We start from the raw sequence: 19626 nt of genomic DNA, 5'->3' as shown, positions 1-19626 counted from the left end.
CTCCCTCTATATATTTAAAATATCTTCTAAATACTCTTGTTTTCTCAGAATTTCATTAACACCTATTTTAGAATGCAGTCGGGGAGAGATATCTGTGGTTAGAATACAGAATATTCTAACACCAATTAATCCATCCTAACGACCAAATTGGTAGTGTTTGGTAAAAAACAGTATAACCATGCTTCACTTTCTCCACACTACTTATGGTCGCTTACCCTCCCATATATCACGGGATTTACATCCATACATTCCTTCGTCCTGCGTATCCACAAGGTGGAGGTCGGAAAAGCTCCTTTGCTGGGTCCTATGCCCGAATGGAAAAAAATAAGCTCCGACTCTGCATTATTGGTGTTTTTCGATTCCAAAAATTCATGTGCATTTATACTTACAATTCCATATGGCTCATTAAGCAGCTAGTAATGTTTCGTTTGGAGGAATTCCCTTCAATAGTTTACTTCCATCAAATTCACACTGTTTTTGTCCCATGGTAAACAGAACACGTACTAACTTCCCACATAACGCAATCAGTGATTGCTGCTTTTTCAGTGGACGATCAGGGCGTTTTGTGTAATACGTATGCAGGGCCTTAAACGTTGGGTTACTGGCTACAAGTGGGCGAACAGCTAAATATAAGGCTTTTCGTAGTTTCTTTCGCCCTCGTTTGGTTATTTTCGTTTGGCCCTTGAACTTTCCGGAACTATGCTCACGCAATGATAAGCCTGCCATATTCACTACTTGTTGAGGATGATCATACTTCATAAGATCCCCTACTTCTGAGAAAAAGGTGGCAACTGTCGTTACTCCCAGACCTTTAATCGCCATTATTTCTTTTGCCCCTGGTATATCATTCATTAACTCTGCGATTTCTTGATCTAGTTCTTCTAATTGGTCACGATACAATTCGTATTGATCCAATAGACTGTGTAATTCTTTCTTCGCAAAACGTAAGCCTATCTCAATACCAATACTTTTTTGTGCTTTTTCTACTAGTTTCGTTGCTCTTTTGATTCCAACACCACGCTTCACCACTGTTTTCCAGCGATCTAATACTTCTTCTGGTGTCATGTCACGAATGTCAGACGGAAATGGAAATTCCTGCAATGTGAAGAAGGCAGTTTTTCCATCCCAATCTTTAAACACATCGTTAAACTCCGGGAAGTATCGTTGGATATTGTTCTGAATGCGGCCTTCAATAATCATCAGCTGTTTGGTTAGTTGATCTCTTAATTTTATTCCTTCTCTTAGTTCGGCATATATGCCTTCGAGAAGATTTGGTACAGAGTATCTACCATCCTTCACCAGCTGGGCAATGACACGCGCATCTTTCGTGTCATTTTTCGTTGGCGAATTATCATCGAACTCTTTGGATTTCTTCACGTGCATAGGGTTCACTAGCACAAAATTATATTTCTGAGCTATTAAATAATAAGCAAGGCTTAGCCAGTAATGCCCTGTTGGCTCCGCTCCAAAAATAACTGTGGTTTTGTCATAGTCTTTTTGAAGCCTGGATACCCAATCCAATAACTGTTCAAAGCCATGTACCCGATTTTCAAAGATCAATCGTTTGCCAAATTCATACCCTCGATCATCCTGGGCGCGAGCTACGTGTTTGTCCTTGGCAATATCAATCCCCACGATTAGGGTTGATGGTGTGATTTGCGATAATTTACGATTTTGATTATAATTCATTATTGAGTCCTCTCCTTGGTATCTATTTAATTTCGGGGTCAATGCGCATTGACACCCTGTACTATACCAAGAGGGCTCTTTTTCTTTCAATCCTCAAATTTCTTCATTACAGGAATGCTCCTTTTTTACATTAAAAATTTTTCTATGCTTATGTAGATTGGATATTGTTCTACATTTTGGATAGTGGGAAGGCGGTGGAGCAGTTGACTCCACCAGGAAACGATAGTCATCGTCAAGTTCCTTCATGTCCACTACTTTAAAGGTAAAAAGGTTAAGTGAATTCATTTTATTTCAAAACCTTCCTCATTAAATAGCTCCATTTGGTGTTTTTATTGTTTAGGCCTTCCAAAATGGTTTAATTTTGCTTTATTTATCTTGGGCCATCTGAATTTTGGAACATGCTTTACCATTGTTTCGAATATGAGGCCCCATTGCTGTTCAGATAAAGTCGCAACTGAAATCTCATTCTTTATTCTGAGATTTCTTTTTAATTGCTTAATTTGTGGTGGTGTAAATACACCTCTTAGCGCTAAATCAATAGACAATTGGGGCTTTTTAAGAACATAATCGGCTAATCCAAAAAAGATTAGATAATCCTTAAAAGATACCATCGGATTAACCTTTCTATTTATAGTAATCATAGCGGAATCAACACTTGGCATCGGAGTGAAATTCTTTCTTGAAATCCCTTTAACATACTTAATATCAAACCACATTCTCCAGGCAATCACATATGAATCTTTCACAAAACTCGCTGTAAATCTTTTTGCTGCACCCTTTTCCATAACAATAATTCCTCTTTGAAAATTGTTTATAGGTCTATTTAGAAGCATTTTCATTATTGGTGTTGTAATGGAATATGGGATATTAGAAACAACTATAAATGGTTCCATAGGCAGATGAATTTTCAAAATATCTTGTTGAATAACGTTAACGTTTGGACTATGAATAAACTTTTGTTCTAAAATATCAACAAACTTACTATCATATTCCACAGCAAGGACTTTTTTTGCTTTTTTACTCAAAATTGATGTTAAAGCCCCTTTCCCTGCGCCTAAGTCTAAAACTAAATCACGTGTGCTGATTTTTGTTTGATCTACAATCTCATGAATCAATCTCTTATTATGCATCAAATGTTGTCCGGAAAAGTTTAGTTGCTTTCCACGACTTATTTTGTTCATTCTCTTATTTTTCTTTTGGGTCATGCTTCGTCATCCTTTCAAAAATAAAAAATCACATGCATCTGCCTGTGATATAAGAATAAAAGGGAAGAGACCCATCCTTATTTAATTAGGGAACTGTTTAGAAGTCGTCAGCAAATAAACCGGTCTTTGGTGTAAACAAAGAAAGGTTAAATTATACATAAATAAAGAAAGGCAGAACAATCCGCCTTTCTATACATTGCATATATTTTTATATGAAATGAAGATTATTAAAAAAGGACAGACTTATCCCGTTTACTCTGTGATCACAAAACAGAGCCTTTGAACGTATTTAATTACTGGTTCAAAGTTGGGAAACGAAGTCTCATAGAATGCGTCATTTTTTAATAATCCTCCTAAATGTAAAATACAACTTTCATTGTATACTTCCCCCTAAAATAAGTCAATCCTAGCACTAAGTATAATCCACCAAAAATCAGTTTTTTCTCTGTTTTTAAGTTGTAGCGATTTAGAATTGGAAATCCCCATCCTTCATTAGCAGGACTTCAGTTCCACCTTCTTTAATGCCCACTACTTTCATATCTTCGGTACCAAAGGTCACATTGACTAACAAAAGTGAAGTATTCAGACCCGCTGCCTTCAACTCTTCCTCAGGTTGGTCAATGCCATTCTGAATATTGGAAGGAGATGCATTTCCGATTCCAATATGACAAGACGTATTTTCATCAAACAAGGTATTGTAAAAAAGAGTATCTGCCTGAGCAAGAGGAGATTTATTAGAGACCAAGGCAATTTCACCTAGATAATGTGAACCTTCGTCTGTTTCGATGAGATTTTGTAACACTTCTTGTCCCTTTGCGGCATAATAGTCGGTAATCCGTCCATCTTTAAAAATTAGATAAAATTCATCGATGACACTTCCCTCATAGATAAGAGGTTTAGTACCTACCAATTTGCCATTCACCTTATTTCTATGGGGAGCAGTAAATATTTCTTCTGTAGGAATGTTCGGAAAGAAAGGTATTCCATTTTTATCTATGACACCCCCACCGATATAGAGATGATTTTTAGGTAGACCAACTAATAAATCAGTTCCACGGCTATTTGTAAAATGCAGGGCTTCAAATTGGCTCTCGTTTAGGATTTTTTTTCGAGACTCGAAGGATCCATTGTGACTCTCCCAATCTTTTATAGGATTTTTCCCATCTGCCCGAGATCCTTTTAAAATTAATTTCCATAATGATTGCAAAGCTTCTTCTTTACTTAGGTTGGGGAATACTTTAGTTGCCCATACAACGTACGGGACAGCTAGAAGACACCAGCGTACCTCATGGGATCTAATTTTCGCATAATAATCCCCTAATTTGGTACGAGAAGCTTTCTGGAAACGACTTATCCTTTCTGTAGAAACCTCCTTAAAGACATCTAAGTTTTCAGAAATAATATGAATGTAAGCAGCACCTGCATCGTCCCACTCCTTAAAACGGGCAGCCTGCCAATCAGGAAAGTGATCAATGACACTATCTGCTGCATTTAAGTAAAATTCTTTGGTAGACTGTTCATCTGTCCAGTCTATAAATACATTTGAAGCTCCTGCCTCGTAGGCTACCGTTTGGATTAGACGTGCAAACGTAGCATTTTGTATATCACTATGAATAATCAATAATTGATTTTTTTGCAGATTTACACCAGCTCGTACAGCAAGTTCTGCATACTTTTTTAACTGTGCTTCACTTATAAATTCATATATTCCTTTAATCATTTAATATCTCTCCTGTGATGTTCTTGTATAATTTTTTAATTGCAGCCTGTGATATTGAGGTAAAATTCATAGACGAAGATAATATTCATAAAGAAAAAAGTTCGCCTCTTTTTAAAGGACTGAAAAATTCTCCTTCGACTAACATGCCCATTAGCACAGTAGAAGCTGCCAGTCTCGACAACTCCTTATGTCAGATAAGCTCTCTGTTTGTTGCACCATTTTATTAATCTACAAATGAAATAATTGGATTACTTTCTATTCAGTTCAAAGTGTGCAATGGTGACAAAAATAACTGTAAGCGGTAACTAAATGAGTGAAAAAATAGCTTCTGCTCTGAATGTCACTTTGTTTGAAACACTGTAAAGACTTACACATTAATTGCATATTATATAAATGATGTGACAATAAATAATTATTTCTTACCTTTTAGCTCTAAAAGTATAGGTGCTATATTTAGTAAGATAGAAACAATTGTCAAAAGCCATAATGCCCTTTCCATACCAGGTACTACATCCGATAAAGCTGCCCAATCTTCCGCTTTTACCCACCGAGATACAAGACTGTATTCTGCACAAAGTGTTAAGGCTGTAAATGATAGTCCCATCGCCATAGCAAGCTTATAATCCTTTCCTGCTTTATACATATAAATATTTATAAAAGTTGCTACTATAGCAATAATCCCTAATATTACCCACATAACTATACCTCCAAATATTTTTATTTATGTCCTGTAATAATACTAATGTGCTTCGTCTCTATTTTTTATTAGACATTAATACGTCTAATCTTGTAAATGCTCATTCCTTTTGTGATTTATTATTGAACAAACATGCACGTTACTTTAATAATGATTGAACCTTTAAAGCAACCTCTTTCGGTTTAACATCAATAGATGATAACCTTTCTAAATCCATCAACATTGGTGAATACGTTCCTCTATCTCTATTCTTGTCGTTGTATTCTTCACCTTGTCCTGTGCCAAATGTTCCATCAATGATTTCAGATAAGAAAAAGTATTGAGTTCCGTTAAATTCAACTTCTGCAATGCACTCGTTAATCTTAACTTTTTCCATTTTCAATCCCACCACCAGGAAAAACGTAATAAACAGAACCATCTCTTATTCTTTTAATTAGTCCAACCTTTTTATTTTCTATAATTACTACTGAACCTCTATTACGCATAATCGGCTCCCCTCTATGTCCTAATAAAATAACCTGCCCCGTAAGAAAAAATAGTAAATCTGTTTTGCATAGGAATCCCAGTCCTTATTATCAGTAACTATTTCTAATGTAGGAATGATTGAATTATTAGCTTGTCGTCTAAATTCTTGTTGTTGTTTTTTTAAGAGTTCACAAGCCAATGTTATTTCTTCCTCTTTTTTTCAACCCATCCTTCAGGGTTTCTACTCTTTAATCTTTCCTCTGTAATGTCTGGAGATATTGTAAGTAATGCACACCTTGCCCCCATCCCAAACAAATCAGCTTCTATTTGTTCGATTTCATCCATTAAAGAATCTGAGAATGCTACTCTATGATTTAAATGAAACCTTTCTAAAATAAAAAATATACCTTTGGAACGTTGCGACTGACCAAGTTCTCTTGCCCAATTACTTAGTTTTTTTAGCAACATTACTCTCTCTTTTAGGAGTTCTAAATGTTCTTTATGATTTAGTGTCCTTAATTCTCCATTAACCCTATGTAATATTTGGAAATAATGTTCACTTAGAACAACAACGCTTCGTTCGGCATAATCATCGTTAGCCTGAAGTTGCTTTAATGATTTTAACACAGAAGTTTTGCCAGCATTTGAATAACCTTCTAAAATTATCGCTCCAAATTGATTCATTTTTATCCCCCAATGATTCCTTATAATAAATAACTAATTCATTGTAGAAATAGAAACCTTTTTCAACTAATCTGCTACGTTAATATAACAAGATCTACAAAAATAGCGTTATTCCTTCTTGAATTAACGCACCCTTTAATTTAAGAAATACTTAACAATTATCTATAAAAATCGTGGTCTAACTAAGAATTTGAAATTTACAATCACTTATTTACATATTATCCTTTGTTCTGCAAAGGATATAAATAACAATCATTTTAAATCATCTTGGAGGTTTCTATGAGAAATAATATTAGACTTACTTCGACTGAAATTGGCGGCATGTGGACTACATATATGCAAGATAGTATGGCTGTTTGTTTTTTTAAATATTTTCAACATCATACAGAAGATAAAGAAATTTTGACAATAGTTGAGGAAGCATTAGTTACGTCACAAAATCACCTTAAACAAATTGAAAAAATATTTAATGAAGAAAACATTCCAATTCCAAACGCTTTTACAGAAAATGATTACCACTTATCAACTCCACCATTATTTTATGATTTATTTTCACTTTCTTTTGTGTACGGGCTGAGCCGACTCGGAATGCCTATATATGGAAATGTCGTTTCCACTGTGGCTCGTATAGATATTGTTGAATTTTTCAGCAATTGTATGATCACTTCAAAAGACTTATATAACAAAGCTCTAAAACTTATGCTTTCTAAAGGGATTTATGATAGACCCCCTAAAATTCCATATCCTAAAGAAGTTTCATTTGTTTCTGATAAATCATATTTAGGGAATTTTTTCGGAAGCAAAAGACCTTTAAATGTAGTAGAGTTAACCGAATTATTCTTTCAAATTGAACAAAACTATTTTGGTACTATTTTACTCAATGGTTTTCTACAAGTGGTAAAAGATGAAGAAATTAAGCAGTATTTCAAGTCGGGTAAGAAACTAACAGAAAAACAAATTAATATTAGTAATGAAATTCTTCGAAAAGATGGTATGCAAGGCAATGTTCCGGTTAGTTTAGAAGTAACAGACTCCACTACTGCACCATTTTCTGATAAGTTAATGCTTTATATTATTAACTCGTTGAACTCTAGTGGAATTAATTATCTAGGACATGCTCTTTCTACAACAATGAGAAAGGATTTAGGTACAAAATATTTCCGACTTCTACCTGAAATCCTAACGTATGCAGAAGAAGGAATTGAATTATTAATCGAACGTAACTGGTTTGAGCAGCCACCACAATCGTTAGTCAGAGAAAAACTAATAGAACAAGAAAAATAATTTTTTTAAATTACTTTTCTAACATTTCAGCTTTTGTATTTTATAAATAATCACACTTTAAAAAATTTAATCTCAACATAAACTAGATGAACTAGTATTTTTTGATTACAAAACCTCTACAGCGAAACTGATTCTTTATAAAAAAGAGTTGATGATAAATTGTCAATCTTCAACTCATGTTAGCAATAGGTAAGCATTTGAAGTTATCTCCAGCTTTTCCCATACTCACACAAAATGTGATAGTTTCCGTCATTTTGCGCTCCATCTAACGCTATGTACTTAGACTATAAGTTCCTTACCCTTAAACATGAAGATATTTATAAATCTTCATGTTTAGAGCTAGCACTGCGAAAGATCCCGCATTCCTACCCGATCGGTACGATGAACGCTTGGAAAATAATCGTTCCACTCGCTAGACTTTGGGGTTGTTCCTCCACTTCCATTACAGGAGGTTCGTCAGTCGTACCCCTAATACATTCCAGATTTTGCCTTATAGCAAACGTTTCGAATAACAGTCCTTGTTTCAGCGTTTCCTGCTTCCCAAGTACTTGGTTTCACCTGCTATAGCACTACCTCCTAGGGTAATGTCCCACATGTTCTTCCAACCTTCCTTATCTGGTTGTCGCTGTTGAGTCAGCATTTCTCCAAGTTGATTAAATAGACAGACGTTAATCACTAAATGATAAGCACCTTGTTCGAACCTATCCCCACGATTCATTTACTTGTTCGTCAGATTTCTGTCCTTGTCGTAAATATCCCACTTCTCCATCCTCCCACTCCTTGATGCTATTTAATCAATCCTCATTACAAATTCCTTCTTTCATTTATCTTCTTAAATAATCCTGCCCGTTTAAGTGAATTACTGCACAATACAACAAATCTTCACAATAAAATTATACCAGCAGATAATGAATTGTTGTTCTAATTATAGAAATAATTTGTTTCGCAGTATCAGTCTACTACACAATACAAGAGTTAATCTTGCCCGTTTGCAATGTAATGGATGATTTGGCTAAAAACCATACTTTATTTTCCGTTCTTAAAAATAAAGCATGGTTTCACCAGAAGGTTGTAGCACAGTATTATTCCACCCACTTTATTGTTTGATTCCCTTCTCAACGATTATGACATGTTCAGATCCCTATGTTATATTAAAGATAGAAAACGCATATAATATAATCCGTAGCTGACACTACGGGTTATGGATAAGTGGTTCCCCCAGAGGGATCAGCTGTCCAATGATTGGATAGACCTCTCCTAGTTACTTCTTGGGCAAATAGAGAGGTCTATTTTCGATTGATCAACGAAAACAATCAATGCGAGTAATGCAATCAAGAAGGTATCAAAACACTATGAAACTCTCATACATACTCATAAAATTCTATGTGCCATACGTTCCCATCACATGAGCGCCTATCTAATAAATGGGAGTTCCCTAAATTACCACTTGAAAAATAATCATATAGCTAGTAAACTATTCAGAGTGTTTACTAATAAATGAATACAACCTGTATAACCTCAGAATATGGCGTGAGGGTCTCTACCAGGAACCGTAAAATCCTGATTACAGAAAATGAATGAATCGTTTTCTGTAATCAGGATTTTTTATATTTCCTAAAATAATATTATTAGAAAGGACGTAAAACAGAATATGAATGTAAAAGTTTTTATACTAGCATTATCCACTGTAGCAGTTGGACTGGTTGAATTAATCATTGGTGGTATCCTTCCAACTATTGCAGAAGATCTAAATATCTCTTTAAGTTCAGCAGGGCAACTAATCACGATTTTTGCACTTATTTATGCTATATCTGGCCCTGTGCTACTAGTCTTAACTAGCAAAATGGAGCGTAAAAAATTGTATCTGCTATCTTTATCTGTTTTCTTCATTGGTAATATCATGACCTATTTCAGTCCGAACTTTACCTTTATGATGATTGCAAGAGTGATAACTGCCATGAGTACAGCACTTATCGTCGTACTTTCCTTAACGATAGCAGCAAAAGTTGTTGCACCAGAACACCGAGCAAAAGCTCTGGGTCTGATTTACATGGGAATTAGTTCATCACTCGTTATGGGAGTACCACTAGGAATTTTGATTTCTGATCAATTTGGCTGGCGTGTTATTTTTCTAGGGATAGCTATTTTATCTATCGGTTCCTTTATACTGATTTCGATCTTTTTGGAACGTTTATCTGGAGAAAACACCGTTCCACTTTCACAGCAATTAAAAGCAGTGAGTAGCTTAAAAATAGGTAGTGCACACCTTGCGACGATGTTTATGCTAGCAGGACATTACACACTTTATGCGTACTTTACTCCATTTTTAGAAACGGAACTTCAGCTAAATTCTAGTTGGATCAGTATCTGTTATCTATTATTTGGAATTGCAGCGGTAAGTGGTGGAGCATTCGGAGGGACTCTTTCCGATTCGATTGGAGCTCAAAAAAGTATCATTGTCGTCATTGTTTCTTTTGCTGTCATATTATTCATCTTACCATTCACTACTTTTTCGCTTATTGTATTTATACCAATTATGATGATTTGGGCAGCATTAAGCTGGAGTCTAGCCCCACCTCAACAAAGCTATTTGATTCAAACAGATCCTACTACATCGGATATTCAGCAAAGCTTTAATAATTCAGCGTTACAAGTTGGTATTTCGATTGGATCAGGTTTTGGTGGTATTGTGTTAAGTCAAACTGGAACTGTAGCTCATACTTCTTGGTTTGGTGGAGTTCTAATTATTGTATCGTTAGGGTGTGCGGTTTTTTCTGTAACAAGGAAAACGACTGCAAGAGAAAATAATAGTGCGACCATAGCTTTTCAAAAACAAATACATGATTAACCAAAAGCGAAAATAGTAGAAGAATACAAGAACAGAATTCCCCTTGGCGAATAGGGGATATTCACTAGTTCTGCACTTCAAATCTTTTATCTCAAAGAACTTCTTTTTATGACTTACATCGGGTGCATTTATACTTCAGTAATGCACCCGCTTTTTGATAAGTGCTTAACTATTCTCGAAAAAACTTAGCTATCTAGTTGGCAATGGTGCTCGCTGAGAAATAAATCCTTTGTCCACTAATTCACTCCAAAAGGATTGTGGGATATCTTTATTAATCATCTCTACATCTTCTGCATTGTGTTCTGGACGTGTTGAACCTGGAATGACAGCTTTTACTGCTGGGTGTGCCGTTGAAAATTGTAAGGCTGCTGCTTTCAAGCTTACATTATGATATTCCGCAATTACTTTTAACTGCTTTACTTTATTTACTATATCAGTACCAGCTTTAGCATAATCAAAATGATCTCCTCCAAGTAACACACCAGAATTAAATGGACCTCCTACAATGATATCTACACCTTTTTCCTCAGCTTTTGGCAGCATACGCTCTAAGGCATGCTCATGCTGTAAAAGCGTGTATTGAGTGGCAGATAAGCAGACATCAGGCTGAGCTTCTTCCAAATCCATCACTAGTTCAATAGGTTCGGTTGTATTGACACCAACTCCCCATGATTTGATCACCCCTTCTTCACGAAGGCGACTTAAGACACGAAAGGCGCCTTTTCTAGCCTCATCAAACTTTGTAATCCATTCATCTCCATGAAAATCTGGGGAAACATCATGCACAAAAACCATATCTAAACGATCTGTATTAAGACGATCTAAACTTTGCTCGATGGATTTCATAGTAGCTTCCTCTGTATAATCTGTTATTACTTTATTTTGACGGCCATCCTCAAATATGCCCTCTTTTTTTTCTTTTTCATCCTTCATATAACGCCCGACCTTCGTCCCTATTAAATAGTCGTCTCGATCATACTTTGCTAACGCCTCGCCTAAACGCATTTCCGCTAAACCTGCTCCATAAAAAGGGGCAGTATCAAAATAGCGAATTCCTTGATCCCATGCGGTTTGTATAGTTGTTTGTGCTTCCTCTTCGGGAACGTCTCTGAACATATTCCCTAATGGCGCGGTTCCAAGACCTACTTTATGTTGAAGTGCTTGCTCTAACGATTTCAACCAAACTCCTCCTTATCATGAAGTTATATATTTCATTTTCCACATATACCCTGCACTAAACATGAAGACTTGGATATTTAAATTTTTGAACGTTTTAGGAGGAATAATCGTTTTAAGTTGTAACCTTACTAACTTCTAGATAAGTTTGAACACTTTATTCTATGTATATTGAAAGGCAACCCTCGATTGTTAGAGGAAAAAATGTAGTAGGGGGTTATAAAGTTCCTTGACATTGATGATAGACATCACTTATCTAAAATAGCTTATATTTCTATTTGATTAACTTTTGATAAATTTTTATTTGTTCATCTAATAATTCACTATATTTTAGAGTAGAGGGGGCTGTTAATCCCTCTCGTAATCCTATGTCTACTAATTTTTCTCGCATTAATTCAATTCGTTCTAATAATGAGTCGACATCGACTTCACTATTATTCATATGGAAACCTCCTTATTCAACTGTACATATTGATTTGAATGAATTGGGACAGGAAAAATATAGAAGTAATATTTCGTGGAAATACATCAAGTACCTAGTAAAACGAGGAGAATCAATATCTTGTCTTAATCTTTTGGTATGTTCAATCTCCTAATTAGGTTCAACTATTTATTCCAACCTGCATCACCTTGTAACCCATCATCAACTCTATTAATCAGAACAATAATTTAAATATACGAATGAGATTCAACAAAAAACCTTCATAATTATACGTAAAAAAATCCTCCTTTATGTTAGCTTAGAGTTATTTAAGTACTCAAATCATGTCCTTATTTTTTTTTCCTGTGTATCTTTAAATTTGACTTATATGCATCTTGAACTATTGCATATCTCATAGCCCATCACCGTCTTTTCAAGTTCCGACTTGGATTACTGGACATTTCGTTCATGCTCTCATTATAGAAAAGCTCATCAACCGTACAATTTAATACATCTGCGATTTTTTTAGCCAAATCAACACTAGGTGTTCTTTTTCCTTGTTCAATTTTGTAATAATAAGACGTTGAAATACCAACCTTTTGTGCGATTACATCAACTTCTTTATAGCCTTTACTAATTCGAGTATGTCTTAAGTTTCTTCTCATTAGAATCACCTTCTTTATTAGACGCTATGTCCTGTTAAATAATACTATAATGGACATTATGTCCAAAATCAATCCTTTTTTCCCCATTTTGTCTAAATATATTTTGTGTTTTGGACAAATAGTATAATATATGAGTTATATGGAGGCTGACTAATGAGTAAATTCAGTAATAGATTAAAAAACATTAGGTTAAAAAGGAATATTTCTAGAAAAGCGTTAGCTCAAAAGGTTGATCTATCTTACTCGACTATTGCTAAGTATGAAAATGGAGAAAGAGAACCAGATATCTCTACATTAAATAAGTTAGCATTGTCTTTGGAAGTATCAGTTGATTACTTGGCAGGAAAATCTAATAATGAAAACAGCAACGAATCCACCCCAATTTCAGAAGTCAACTGCCTTCTTAAAGAGTTTGGCATAGAATATTCGGGCTTTCACGATATCGATCGCTGGAAGGCCTTGGGACCAGAGGAATTAAAAGAACTGGAGAATTACTTTAAATACATCACAGATATGGCTATGAGAAAAAAAGAAGAAAACGATGATGATCCAACTTAGTCTATAAATAACAGCTATCATAAAATTTACTAACCTTCACATAAGGAATAAGACAAGGGTAATGATTATAGTTACCTTTTTGTTTTATTCTATAGTGATTATTTTACTTTAAGTGATTAGAAAAACAATTTTTAACTCCAAACCTTTCCCACCAACACTTCATTATCACCAAAACAGTAAGAGATTATGTTAACCGAATCTGTCATGGGGAGAAAACTATTAATTCACTAGATGGCTCTCTCTTTTAATTAAAACTTAAAGAGCTATTTCTAAATGGCTTGTCAAAAGTAGCACCATTCTATAGTTAGAATGGTGCTGGCTTACCGTTATGTTCTAAATGCAGTTAGCAATGCCCCGCACTACCCTACTTTCAGCTGCGAATCTTCATAATTGCTGGCTCTTTTATGGTTAATAAGTTGCGATACAAACCAAGCAAGTACAGCCACCCAAATAACCATTCCTAAAACCAGAGAAATACCATAGTCTAGGTTAAATCCTTCTGGTGCATAGAAGAAATACGTACTTACTACCGCTGTCATGAACAAAGCTGGAATACTACAGATCCAATGAAACTTGTTGTTTTTCACTAGGTACATGGCTGCCGTCCATAACATCACCGCAGCAATAATCTGATTCGATCCACCAACATAGCGCCAGAGGAAGCTATAATCAATCGTCGTTAAATATAGCGTTGTTCCAGTCACAAGTATGATAAGGAAAGCTAATTTCCCTTTTCCATTAAAGTCTTTCTTCGTCAGTTGAGTCAATAATTCTGCAAGCATCATTCTGGAGGAACGCAATGCCGTATCACCTGTGGTAATTGGGAGAACAACAATTCCTAAAATGGCGATGAATCCGCCAAAGGCACCTAACGTTGTTATACTGATTTCATTAACAACCCCTGCTGGACCTCCTGCTGCAAGTGCTGTTTGCAATGCACCCGTACTACCAAAAAAGGTCATCCCTGCTGCTGCCCAAATCATAGCAATAACGCCTTCCCCAATCATTGCTCCATAGAAAACTTTTCTACCTTCATTTTCTTTTTTTAATGTTCGAGCTAAAATAGGACTTTGTGTACTATGAAATCCAGAAATGGCTCCACAGGATATGGTTACCATTAATAATGGCCAAATAGGCATTTCTCCAGGGTGTAAATTACTTAATGTTAAATTCGGGATTGGATGATCAAAAAAGAAGAGCATTCCAACACCGATTGACACAGCCATGAATATTAAGATTGCTCCAAATATAGGATAGACTCTTCCGATTATTTTATTAATTGGTAGAATCGCAGCAAGTATAAGATAAGCAAAAATAATTACCAACCAAGTCGTAGCGTTAAGTGGTGTTATTTGTGTAAGTAACTGGGCAGGTGCCGCAGTAAATGCTGCTGCCACCAAAACCATTAATATAATCGAAACAATCGTCGTAACAAATTTCATTTTACCGCCCAAATATTTACCGACAAGTGTCGGAAATTGAGCTCCATTATGTCTAAGCGATATCATCCCCGAAAAGTAATCATGTACCGCCCCAGCAAAAATACAACCGATAACAATCCATATAAATGCGACTGGACCATATAATGCGCCCATTATTGCACCAAATATCGGACCGGTTCCAGCGATATTCAATAGTTGAATTAAACTCGCTTTCCACCAACTCATGGGCATATAATCAAGGCCATCGTTGTTGGTATAGGCAGGTGTTGAATTCTGGTCATTAATGCCAAAAATTCGTTCGACCACCTTCCCGTAAACAATGTAGCCAACAATTAACAATACAATAGATGCTATAAACGTAACCACCGCTGAACCCTCCTTTTATTTGAAAAGTAAATATTATAATAATATAGCATGGAAGGAAAAAGCAATGGTTTTTTCTAAATTTTCAGATATTTCATGTGTTTTCTAGAGGATTATTTCCATTAACCTTGTCTATCATTTGTCTAGTGGCAAACTCTAAACTTTTTATCGATATACAACGTTTATAGAAGTGATAACAGAGCAAGAGTAAATACTGTTTTAGACAAGAGATAAGCGACTAGTATATAACACTCAGGTGCTGACCCAATATACCACTAACAGTTAGTAATAGTTTAAAACACCATATAGGAGACCTTCAAAATATAACTGACGGTCTCCTTAATTATAATTAATGTTCCCGAATGCTCATTAAATTTCGCAAACGCGTAGCAGTATCAGAGGAAGCGGTATAAATCATGATCTTGAGATCCGGATCGGTAGGCAGTTGTAAGGTTACATGCTCAAACTCCATCTCTCCGATTCGGGGGTCGTAGCTCCGTTTGTGACGTTCTGTTACCCACTGAACATCATGTAGCGACCAGATCTCACGAAACAGCTGACTACTCTGTATAAATTCCTCAATAAGTTCTTTAAACATAGGATCATTAGGGAAGTGTGCGTAATCCGCACGAAATTGGGCAATTAAGACCTTTATTCCGGCTTCCAAATCCTCTTTGTTCAAACTTTGCCATTCTCTAATCAAAAGATGCCTCATCCAATTGGGTCTTTGCTGCATGTTATTTATAAATGACGGTAATCGGAAAACTAACTCAGCTGCTTTGTTCCACAGCAATAAATCCCAATATCTACCTATAATTAATGCTGGATTCGGATCAAGAGACCTTATCGTTCTTACCAAACCCACATTTAGTTGCTGTTCTTTTACCTTCTTTTGCACCGGTTTCGCGAGAAGGTGGAGATGGTTACGTTCCGCCTCATTTAATCGCAATGCTTTTGCTATATTATTTAGTACATCCTCTGAGGGATTGACATTTCTGCCTTGTTCCAAAGAGGTATACCATGATGTTCCAATATGAGCAAGTTGGGCCACTTCCTCCCTTCTAAGACCCGGAGTCCGTCGCCGCCCATAAGACACTAAGCCTACATCTTCTGTAGTAAGACGGTTTCGACGCGTACGTAAAAATTCACCTAACGACATATTGGTAAGATTCTTTTCCATTTATATCGACTCCTTATCCTGACACTTCCAAACATACGATAAAAACAGGAAGGAAGCTATGTGTACATTCTGTCATACTGCAAGTATAGCTTACATTATATGAAAAATTAAGGAGGAATTTAAATGAATGTTTTCGTAACAGGAGCCACAGGGAAAGTAGGAAGTCGTTTTGTTCCACGTTTACTACAACGTGGATATAAAGTTAAACTGTTGGTTAGAGATAGCACAAAGGCAGATTGGCTTCACCAACTAGGTGCTGAAATCGTAGTAGGTGATCTTTTGCAAACGGATAATTATGTTGAATCTCTCCAAGGCATTGATGCTGTGGTTCACTTAGCAGCACAGTTCCGTGGTGTAGATGAGGATGTTGCTAGAATATCAAACATTGATGGTAGCATAGCCTTAGCTCAAGCTGTTTTGAAGGCAGATGTACCAACGTTTATTTTCGCAAGCACCAATAATGTATACGGTTCTGGGGATCATTACAGACCAAACCGTGAAGATGACGAATTAAGGCCTGCCTTTCCTTATGCTCAAACAAAAGCTGAAGCTGAAACTGCGCTGCTACAGCTTCATCACGAACAGGGATTAGGACTTCGCATAGTACGGTTTCCATTTATCTATGGAGATCAAGATCCCCATATTACAGAAATTATCCCAATATTACATAGTTGGAATCCAGCTAAACGAATCCATATGGTACACCATGCCGATATATGTCAAGCTTTAATTCTTGCTGCTTCTACACCAGGTATTGATGGTCGAATCTACAATGTCGCTGACGATGCGCCAATCTCAGTTGCTGAGCTGCTTCAACTTCAAAACAGTGATATTTCGTCAGAAGCACAGAAACAAGAATATAATCCATGGGACATGATCGTTGATACGACGCGTATAAGAAATGAATTACATTATCGACCGATTTTTCCGTCCTTCTATACTGCAAGAGATGCAGGTGCAATTTAGTAAAATGATGCTATCAAAATATTAAATTTTTTTTGTTGGACAAAAAGGTGCTTTTCTTATAGTAGGAAAACACCTTTTTGATATCTATCCTACATTAATGGTTTAGATTTTAAATATAGTAAAAAAGGTTGTGAAGAGATATACTATTGTAATAAACAATCCTATAGCCTTTATATTCCATCAAATATAATCAAAAACCCTCATTTATTTATGGTACGGTTCACATGGTTTTATTAAAATCCAAGGAAAAACAACCTTGGGAAAGTAAAAAATATTAATGACACAATAATCGTTGAGTGTTTACCCTTAATGGCTTGATTTTTTTACTATCCTTTAACATCATTGTTTGTTTTATCAACTAATCCTCTTTATATTTTTCCTTAACAATATTGGATCCGATGCCTGCACCAATCATTAAAAGTAAAGGTCCAAAATTCCATAAAAATTTTCCACCGAATAAAGTAATGTCTAATGCTGTAAAATTATTTAGAATAAGAATACCTATTTTTAATATCAAAAGCACAGCACCGACTAAAAATAAAACATCAAATAATTCTTTAAGTTTTGGATGCGCCAATTGTTTACTATCATTTATCAGTTTCTCTTTCAACTCGTCATCACTCCTTAACAATTCATCGATCGTTACTCCAAACAGGTCGCTTAACTTAATTATGATTTCAATATTGGGGAAATTCTGGCCATTTTCCCATTTTGAAACGGACTGTCGGCTAACAAAAAGTTTTTCTGCTAATTCTTCTTGAGACCAACTTTTTCTTTTTCTCTCCTTTTTTAACTTCTCTGCAAAATTCATTTCAGCAATCACCTTTTCTAATTTATAATTTATTATTGCAATAACCAACATTAAAAGTAAAGATAGTAATAGTTGCAAGAACATCGCACCCTAAAGTTGCATTATATAAATACTAATTTTAATAGCATTTAGAACCCTAAAGAAGCATACATGATTAATTTAAAACAAAAGATAATTTAGTCTAAATAAAAATAGTGACCTCATATTATAGGTCACCAACTTTTTGGACTTTATCATGACATTTTCCATCTGACGGGTGTGCAACTTTTGTTTTCCCTCTTAAAATCACTTTGGAAGAGATTTATTAACTACAAATCAGTTTTACTATAACAACTCTCTGCTTTACCACTATTTGTGATACGGTTCACCGTACCGGTTTTTAGGGTAAAATAAAGGTTAAATGGAGAGGTTATTAAAGCACCTCTCCATTTAAAATTAGATAATAATTATAAAACGAAACTAATAGAATATGTAGCATATAAAGATTTATGTCATAAACACAAGAGCATATTCAATTATAAATGATTTTCAACATAATCAATGATACCTTCATAAAAGAAGTTAATATCGTCTTTTCCAAAAAATGATTTGAATCTTGTTTCAGAAATATTAGTTGTAAATTTGCTTATATCCTCTTCTTCTTTAAGCAAATCTTTTATCTTATTTGGATCATCATTATGATATAAAACTACATCTATGCTCGTGGTTGGTCTAATTGCTTTTTTCAACATGTATCTAAATTCAAAATCTGCTTGTGGTAAAGAATAGCCAATAAAAACGACTCTTTCAGCTTCTGACAGCTCTACTAATGCATTTTTCCAAATGTTTTTAAATGTAACATTATCTAAATTCTTTAGTAAAGTTGGTGTAATTAATTCACTTGTTAGCTTTGTGTTATTACGATCACCTGATGAGCTATAATTTTTACTGCAAAAAGGGCATTCTGGAGCGTTTGTATCATAAAATTCCTCAAATGCTATGTATTTTTCTTGTGAGTAAAATAACCTCTGACAATTCTTACATAATAGCCAATTCATCGCCCCATGAAGTTTTAGTAACTTTAAATTGTAGTAACCCTGCCTTTTTAAAATTGTTGATGGTATACTCTCTGTATCAATGTCAGCAAAAAAGTGATGATAGTTGTGGTCATATACACAGTAATCTAATTTTACATTTTCATAGTCACTATTATTTGAAACCACATGGGAAAAGTACTTATCAACAATAAAATCCCAATTAAGAGTTATTATAGACACAGGATCTCCTGTTTGTTCAGCTTCAATTCTCTTATTTATAATTTTTTCTATAAATTCTAAGTATGTTTGATTATCAAATGATTGATTTACACTTGACTTAACAAATAGCCTTATAATACAAAAAACAAAGTCATTCCTTAGTTGAATTATCTTTGAAGTATCATACCCCTGTATATGCTCATTTGAAGCAATTGCC

General features: G+C 35.1%; 19 protein-coding genes and 1 riboswitch. Of the genes, 4 read left to right on the top strand and 15 right to left on the bottom strand.

The features are described 5' to 3' along the window. Positions 1–405: 405 nt before the first annotated feature. The 8 genes from J5J03_RS10850 to J5J03_RS10820 all read right to left on the bottom strand — a co-directional run bounded on the left by J5J03_RS10850 (position 406) and on the right by J5J03_RS10820 (position 6460). Positions 406–1689: an IS110 family RNA-guided transposase gene (locus J5J03_RS10850; RefSeq protein ID WP_208585901.1), complete on the bottom strand. Its 1284-nt coding sequence runs from the start codon at positions 1687–1689 to the stop codon at positions 406–408. Between the two features lie 329 nt (positions 1690–2018). Next, a complete protein-coding gene (gene erm / locus J5J03_RS10845) occupies positions 2019–2894 on the bottom strand; it encodes a 23S ribosomal RNA methyltransferase Erm (protein ID WP_208589493.1) in 876 nt (291 codons plus the stop codon). 293 nt (positions 2895–3187) lie between these two features. Next, positions 3188–3232, bottom strand: a complete 45-nt coding sequence (locus J5J03_RS22365; protein WP_105980607.1) for an erythromycin resistance leader peptide — start codon at positions 3230–3232, stop codon at positions 3188–3190. 128 nt (positions 3233–3360) lie between these two features. Continuing rightward, positions 3361–4614, bottom strand: a complete 1254-nt coding sequence (locus tag J5J03_RS10835) for an aminopeptidase (RefSeq protein ID WP_208589492.1) — start codon at positions 4612–4614, stop codon at positions 3361–3363. Positions 4615–5026: 412 nt separating this feature from the next. Further along, positions 5027–5311, bottom strand: coding sequence for a hypothetical protein (locus tag J5J03_RS10830; protein WP_208589491.1), 285 nt, complete (start codon positions 5309–5311; stop codon positions 5027–5029). Between the two features lie 139 nt (positions 5312–5450). Then, the gene (locus tag J5J03_RS10825; protein ID WP_331460477.1) at positions 5451–5687 is read right to left on the bottom strand and encodes an NUDIX hydrolase; all 237 of its coding nucleotides are present in this window, start codon (positions 5685–5687) and stop codon (positions 5451–5453) included. Continuing rightward, complete coding sequence (locus J5J03_RS22245) at positions 5674–5796, bottom strand: NUDIX hydrolase (RefSeq protein ID WP_331460476.1); 123 nt, start codon at positions 5794–5796, stop codon at positions 5674–5676. Before J5J03_RS22245 ends, J5J03_RS10825 begins: the two co-directional genes overlap by 14 nt. A gap of 181 nt (positions 5797–5977) precedes the next feature. Then, positions 5978–6460 (bottom strand): hypothetical protein, encoded by a 483-nt coding sequence (locus J5J03_RS10820; protein WP_231710697.1) that lies wholly within the window; start codon positions 6458–6460, stop codon positions 5978–5980. 279 nt (positions 6461–6739) lie between these two features. On the opposite strand from J5J03_RS10820, the gene J5J03_RS10815 reads away from it, so the two are divergent. Both J5J03_RS10815 and J5J03_RS10810 read left to right on the top strand, forming a co-directional pair. Continuing rightward, positions 6740–7744: a DUF3231 family protein gene (locus J5J03_RS10815; protein WP_208589490.1), complete on the top strand. Its 1005-nt coding sequence runs from the start codon at positions 6740–6742 to the stop codon at positions 7742–7744. 1488 nt (positions 7745–9232) lie between these two features. Beyond that, positions 9233–9331: riboswitch (purine riboswitch) on the top strand. A 64-nt stretch (positions 9332–9395) separates the two neighbouring features. Next, positions 9396–10592: an MFS transporter gene (locus J5J03_RS10810; protein ID WP_208589489.1), complete on the top strand. Its 1197-nt coding sequence runs from the start codon at positions 9396–9398 to the stop codon at positions 10590–10592. A gap of 189 nt (positions 10593–10781) precedes the next feature. On the opposite strand, the gene J5J03_RS10805 is transcribed toward J5J03_RS10810, so the two are convergent. The 3 genes from J5J03_RS10805 to J5J03_RS10795 all read right to left on the bottom strand — a co-directional run bounded on the left by J5J03_RS10805 (position 10782) and on the right by J5J03_RS10795 (position 12854). Then, positions 10782–11771 (bottom strand): aldo/keto reductase, encoded by a 990-nt coding sequence (locus tag J5J03_RS10805; RefSeq protein WP_208589488.1) that lies wholly within the window; start codon positions 11769–11771, stop codon positions 10782–10784. Between the two features lie 271 nt (positions 11772–12042). Continuing rightward, on the bottom strand, positions 12043–12210 hold the full coding sequence (locus J5J03_RS10800) for an aspartyl-phosphate phosphatase Spo0E family protein (protein ID WP_208589487.1): 168 nt from the start codon (positions 12208–12210) through the stop codon (positions 12043–12045). Positions 12211–12611: 401 nt separating this feature from the next. After that, positions 12612–12854 (bottom strand): helix-turn-helix transcriptional regulator, encoded by a 243-nt coding sequence (locus J5J03_RS10795; RefSeq protein WP_208589485.1) that lies wholly within the window; start codon positions 12852–12854, stop codon positions 12612–12614. Positions 12855–13007: 153 nt separating this feature from the next. Between J5J03_RS10795 and J5J03_RS10790 the strand changes: the two genes are divergently transcribed. Then, positions 13008–13412, top strand: coding sequence for a helix-turn-helix domain-containing protein (locus tag J5J03_RS10790; protein ID WP_208589484.1), 405 nt, complete (start codon positions 13008–13010; stop codon positions 13410–13412). A 359-nt stretch (positions 13413–13771) separates the two neighbouring features. On the opposite strand, the gene J5J03_RS10785 is transcribed toward J5J03_RS10790, so the two are convergent. Further along, complete coding sequence (locus J5J03_RS10785; protein WP_208589483.1) at positions 13772–15220, bottom strand: carbon starvation CstA family protein; 1449 nt, start codon at positions 15218–15220, stop codon at positions 13772–13774. Between the two features lie 346 nt (positions 15221–15566). Then, complete coding sequence (locus J5J03_RS10780; protein WP_231710698.1) at positions 15567–16376, bottom strand: helix-turn-helix transcriptional regulator; 810 nt, start codon at positions 16374–16376, stop codon at positions 15567–15569. Positions 16377–16520: 144 nt separating this feature from the next. Between J5J03_RS10780 and J5J03_RS10775 the strand changes: the two genes are divergently transcribed. Continuing rightward, positions 16521–17363, top strand: a complete 843-nt coding sequence (locus J5J03_RS10775) for an NAD-dependent epimerase/dehydratase family protein (protein WP_208589481.1) — start codon at positions 16521–16523, stop codon at positions 17361–17363. Positions 17364–17721: 358 nt separating this feature from the next. Here J5J03_RS10775 and J5J03_RS10770 read toward each other — a convergent pair whose 3' ends face one another. Together J5J03_RS10770 and J5J03_RS10765 are read right to left on the bottom strand one after the other, a co-directional pair. After that, a complete protein-coding gene (locus J5J03_RS10770; protein ID WP_208589495.1) occupies positions 17722–18174 on the bottom strand; it encodes a helix-turn-helix domain-containing protein in 453 nt (150 codons plus the stop codon). 515 nt (positions 18175–18689) lie between these two features. Further along, on the bottom strand, positions 18690–19626 hold a 937-nt coding region (locus tag J5J03_RS10765; RefSeq protein ID WP_208589480.1), incomplete at its 5' end, for an SIR2 family protein.

The sequence above is a fragment of the Gracilibacillus suaedae genome (genome assembly GCF_017599345.1).
Taxonomy (GTDB): Bacteria; Bacillota; Bacilli; order Bacillales; family Amphibacillaceae; genus Gracilibacillus; species Gracilibacillus suaedae.
This window is presented reverse-complemented; position numbering and strand designations above follow the sequence as displayed.

Excerpts from the sequence above, each read along its gene's own strand:
- J5J03_RS10795 (WP_208589485.1), bottom strand. The coding sequence starts at position 12,854 with ATGAGAAGAAACTTAAGACATACTCGAATTAGTAAAGGCTATAAAGAA.
- J5J03_RS10800 (WP_208589487.1), bottom strand. The coding sequence starts at position 12,210 with ATGAATAATAGTGAAGTCGATGTCGACTCATTATTAGAACGAATTGAA.
- J5J03_RS10835 (WP_208589492.1), bottom strand. The coding sequence starts at position 4,614 with ATGATTAAAGGAATATATGAATTTATAAGTGAAGCACAGTTAAAAAAG.
- J5J03_RS10770 (WP_208589495.1), bottom strand. The coding sequence starts at position 18,174 with ATGAATTTTGCAGAGAAGTTAAAAAAGGAGAGAAAAAGAAAAAGTTGG.
- J5J03_RS22245 (WP_331460476.1), bottom strand. The coding sequence starts at position 5,796 with ATGCGTAATAGAGGTTCAGTAGTAATTATAGAAAATAAAAAGGTTGGA.
- J5J03_RS10820 (WP_231710697.1), bottom strand. The coding sequence starts at position 6,460 with ATGAATCAATTTGGAGCGATAATTTTAGAAGGTTATTCAAATGCTGGC.
- J5J03_RS10775 (WP_208589481.1), top strand. The coding sequence starts at position 16,521 with ATGAATGTTTTCGTAACAGGAGCCACAGGGAAAGTAGGAAGTCGTTTT.
- J5J03_RS10780 (WP_231710698.1), bottom strand. The coding sequence starts at position 16,376 with ATGTCGTTAGGTGAATTTTTACGTACGCGTCGAAACCGTCTTACTACA.
- J5J03_RS10790 (WP_208589484.1), top strand. The coding sequence starts at position 13,008 with ATGAGTAAATTCAGTAATAGATTAAAAAACATTAGGTTAAAAAGGAAT.
- J5J03_RS10825 (WP_331460477.1), bottom strand. The coding sequence starts at position 5,687 with ATGGAAAAAGTTAAGATTAACGAGTGCATTGCAGAAGTTGAATTTAAC.
- erm (WP_208589493.1), bottom strand. The coding sequence starts at position 2,894 with ATGACCCAAAAGAAAAATAAGAGAATGAACAAAATAAGTCGTGGAAAG.
- J5J03_RS10810 (WP_208589489.1), top strand. The coding sequence starts at position 9,396 with ATGAATGTAAAAGTTTTTATACTAGCATTATCCACTGTAGCAGTTGGA.
- J5J03_RS10850 (WP_208585901.1), bottom strand. The coding sequence starts at position 1,689 with ATGAATTATAATCAAAATCGTAAATTATCGCAAATCACACCATCAACC.
- J5J03_RS10815 (WP_208589490.1), top strand. The coding sequence starts at position 6,740 with ATGAGAAATAATATTAGACTTACTTCGACTGAAATTGGCGGCATGTGG.
- J5J03_RS10830 (WP_208589491.1), bottom strand. The coding sequence starts at position 5,311 with ATGTGGGTAATATTAGGGATTATTGCTATAGTAGCAACTTTTATAAAT.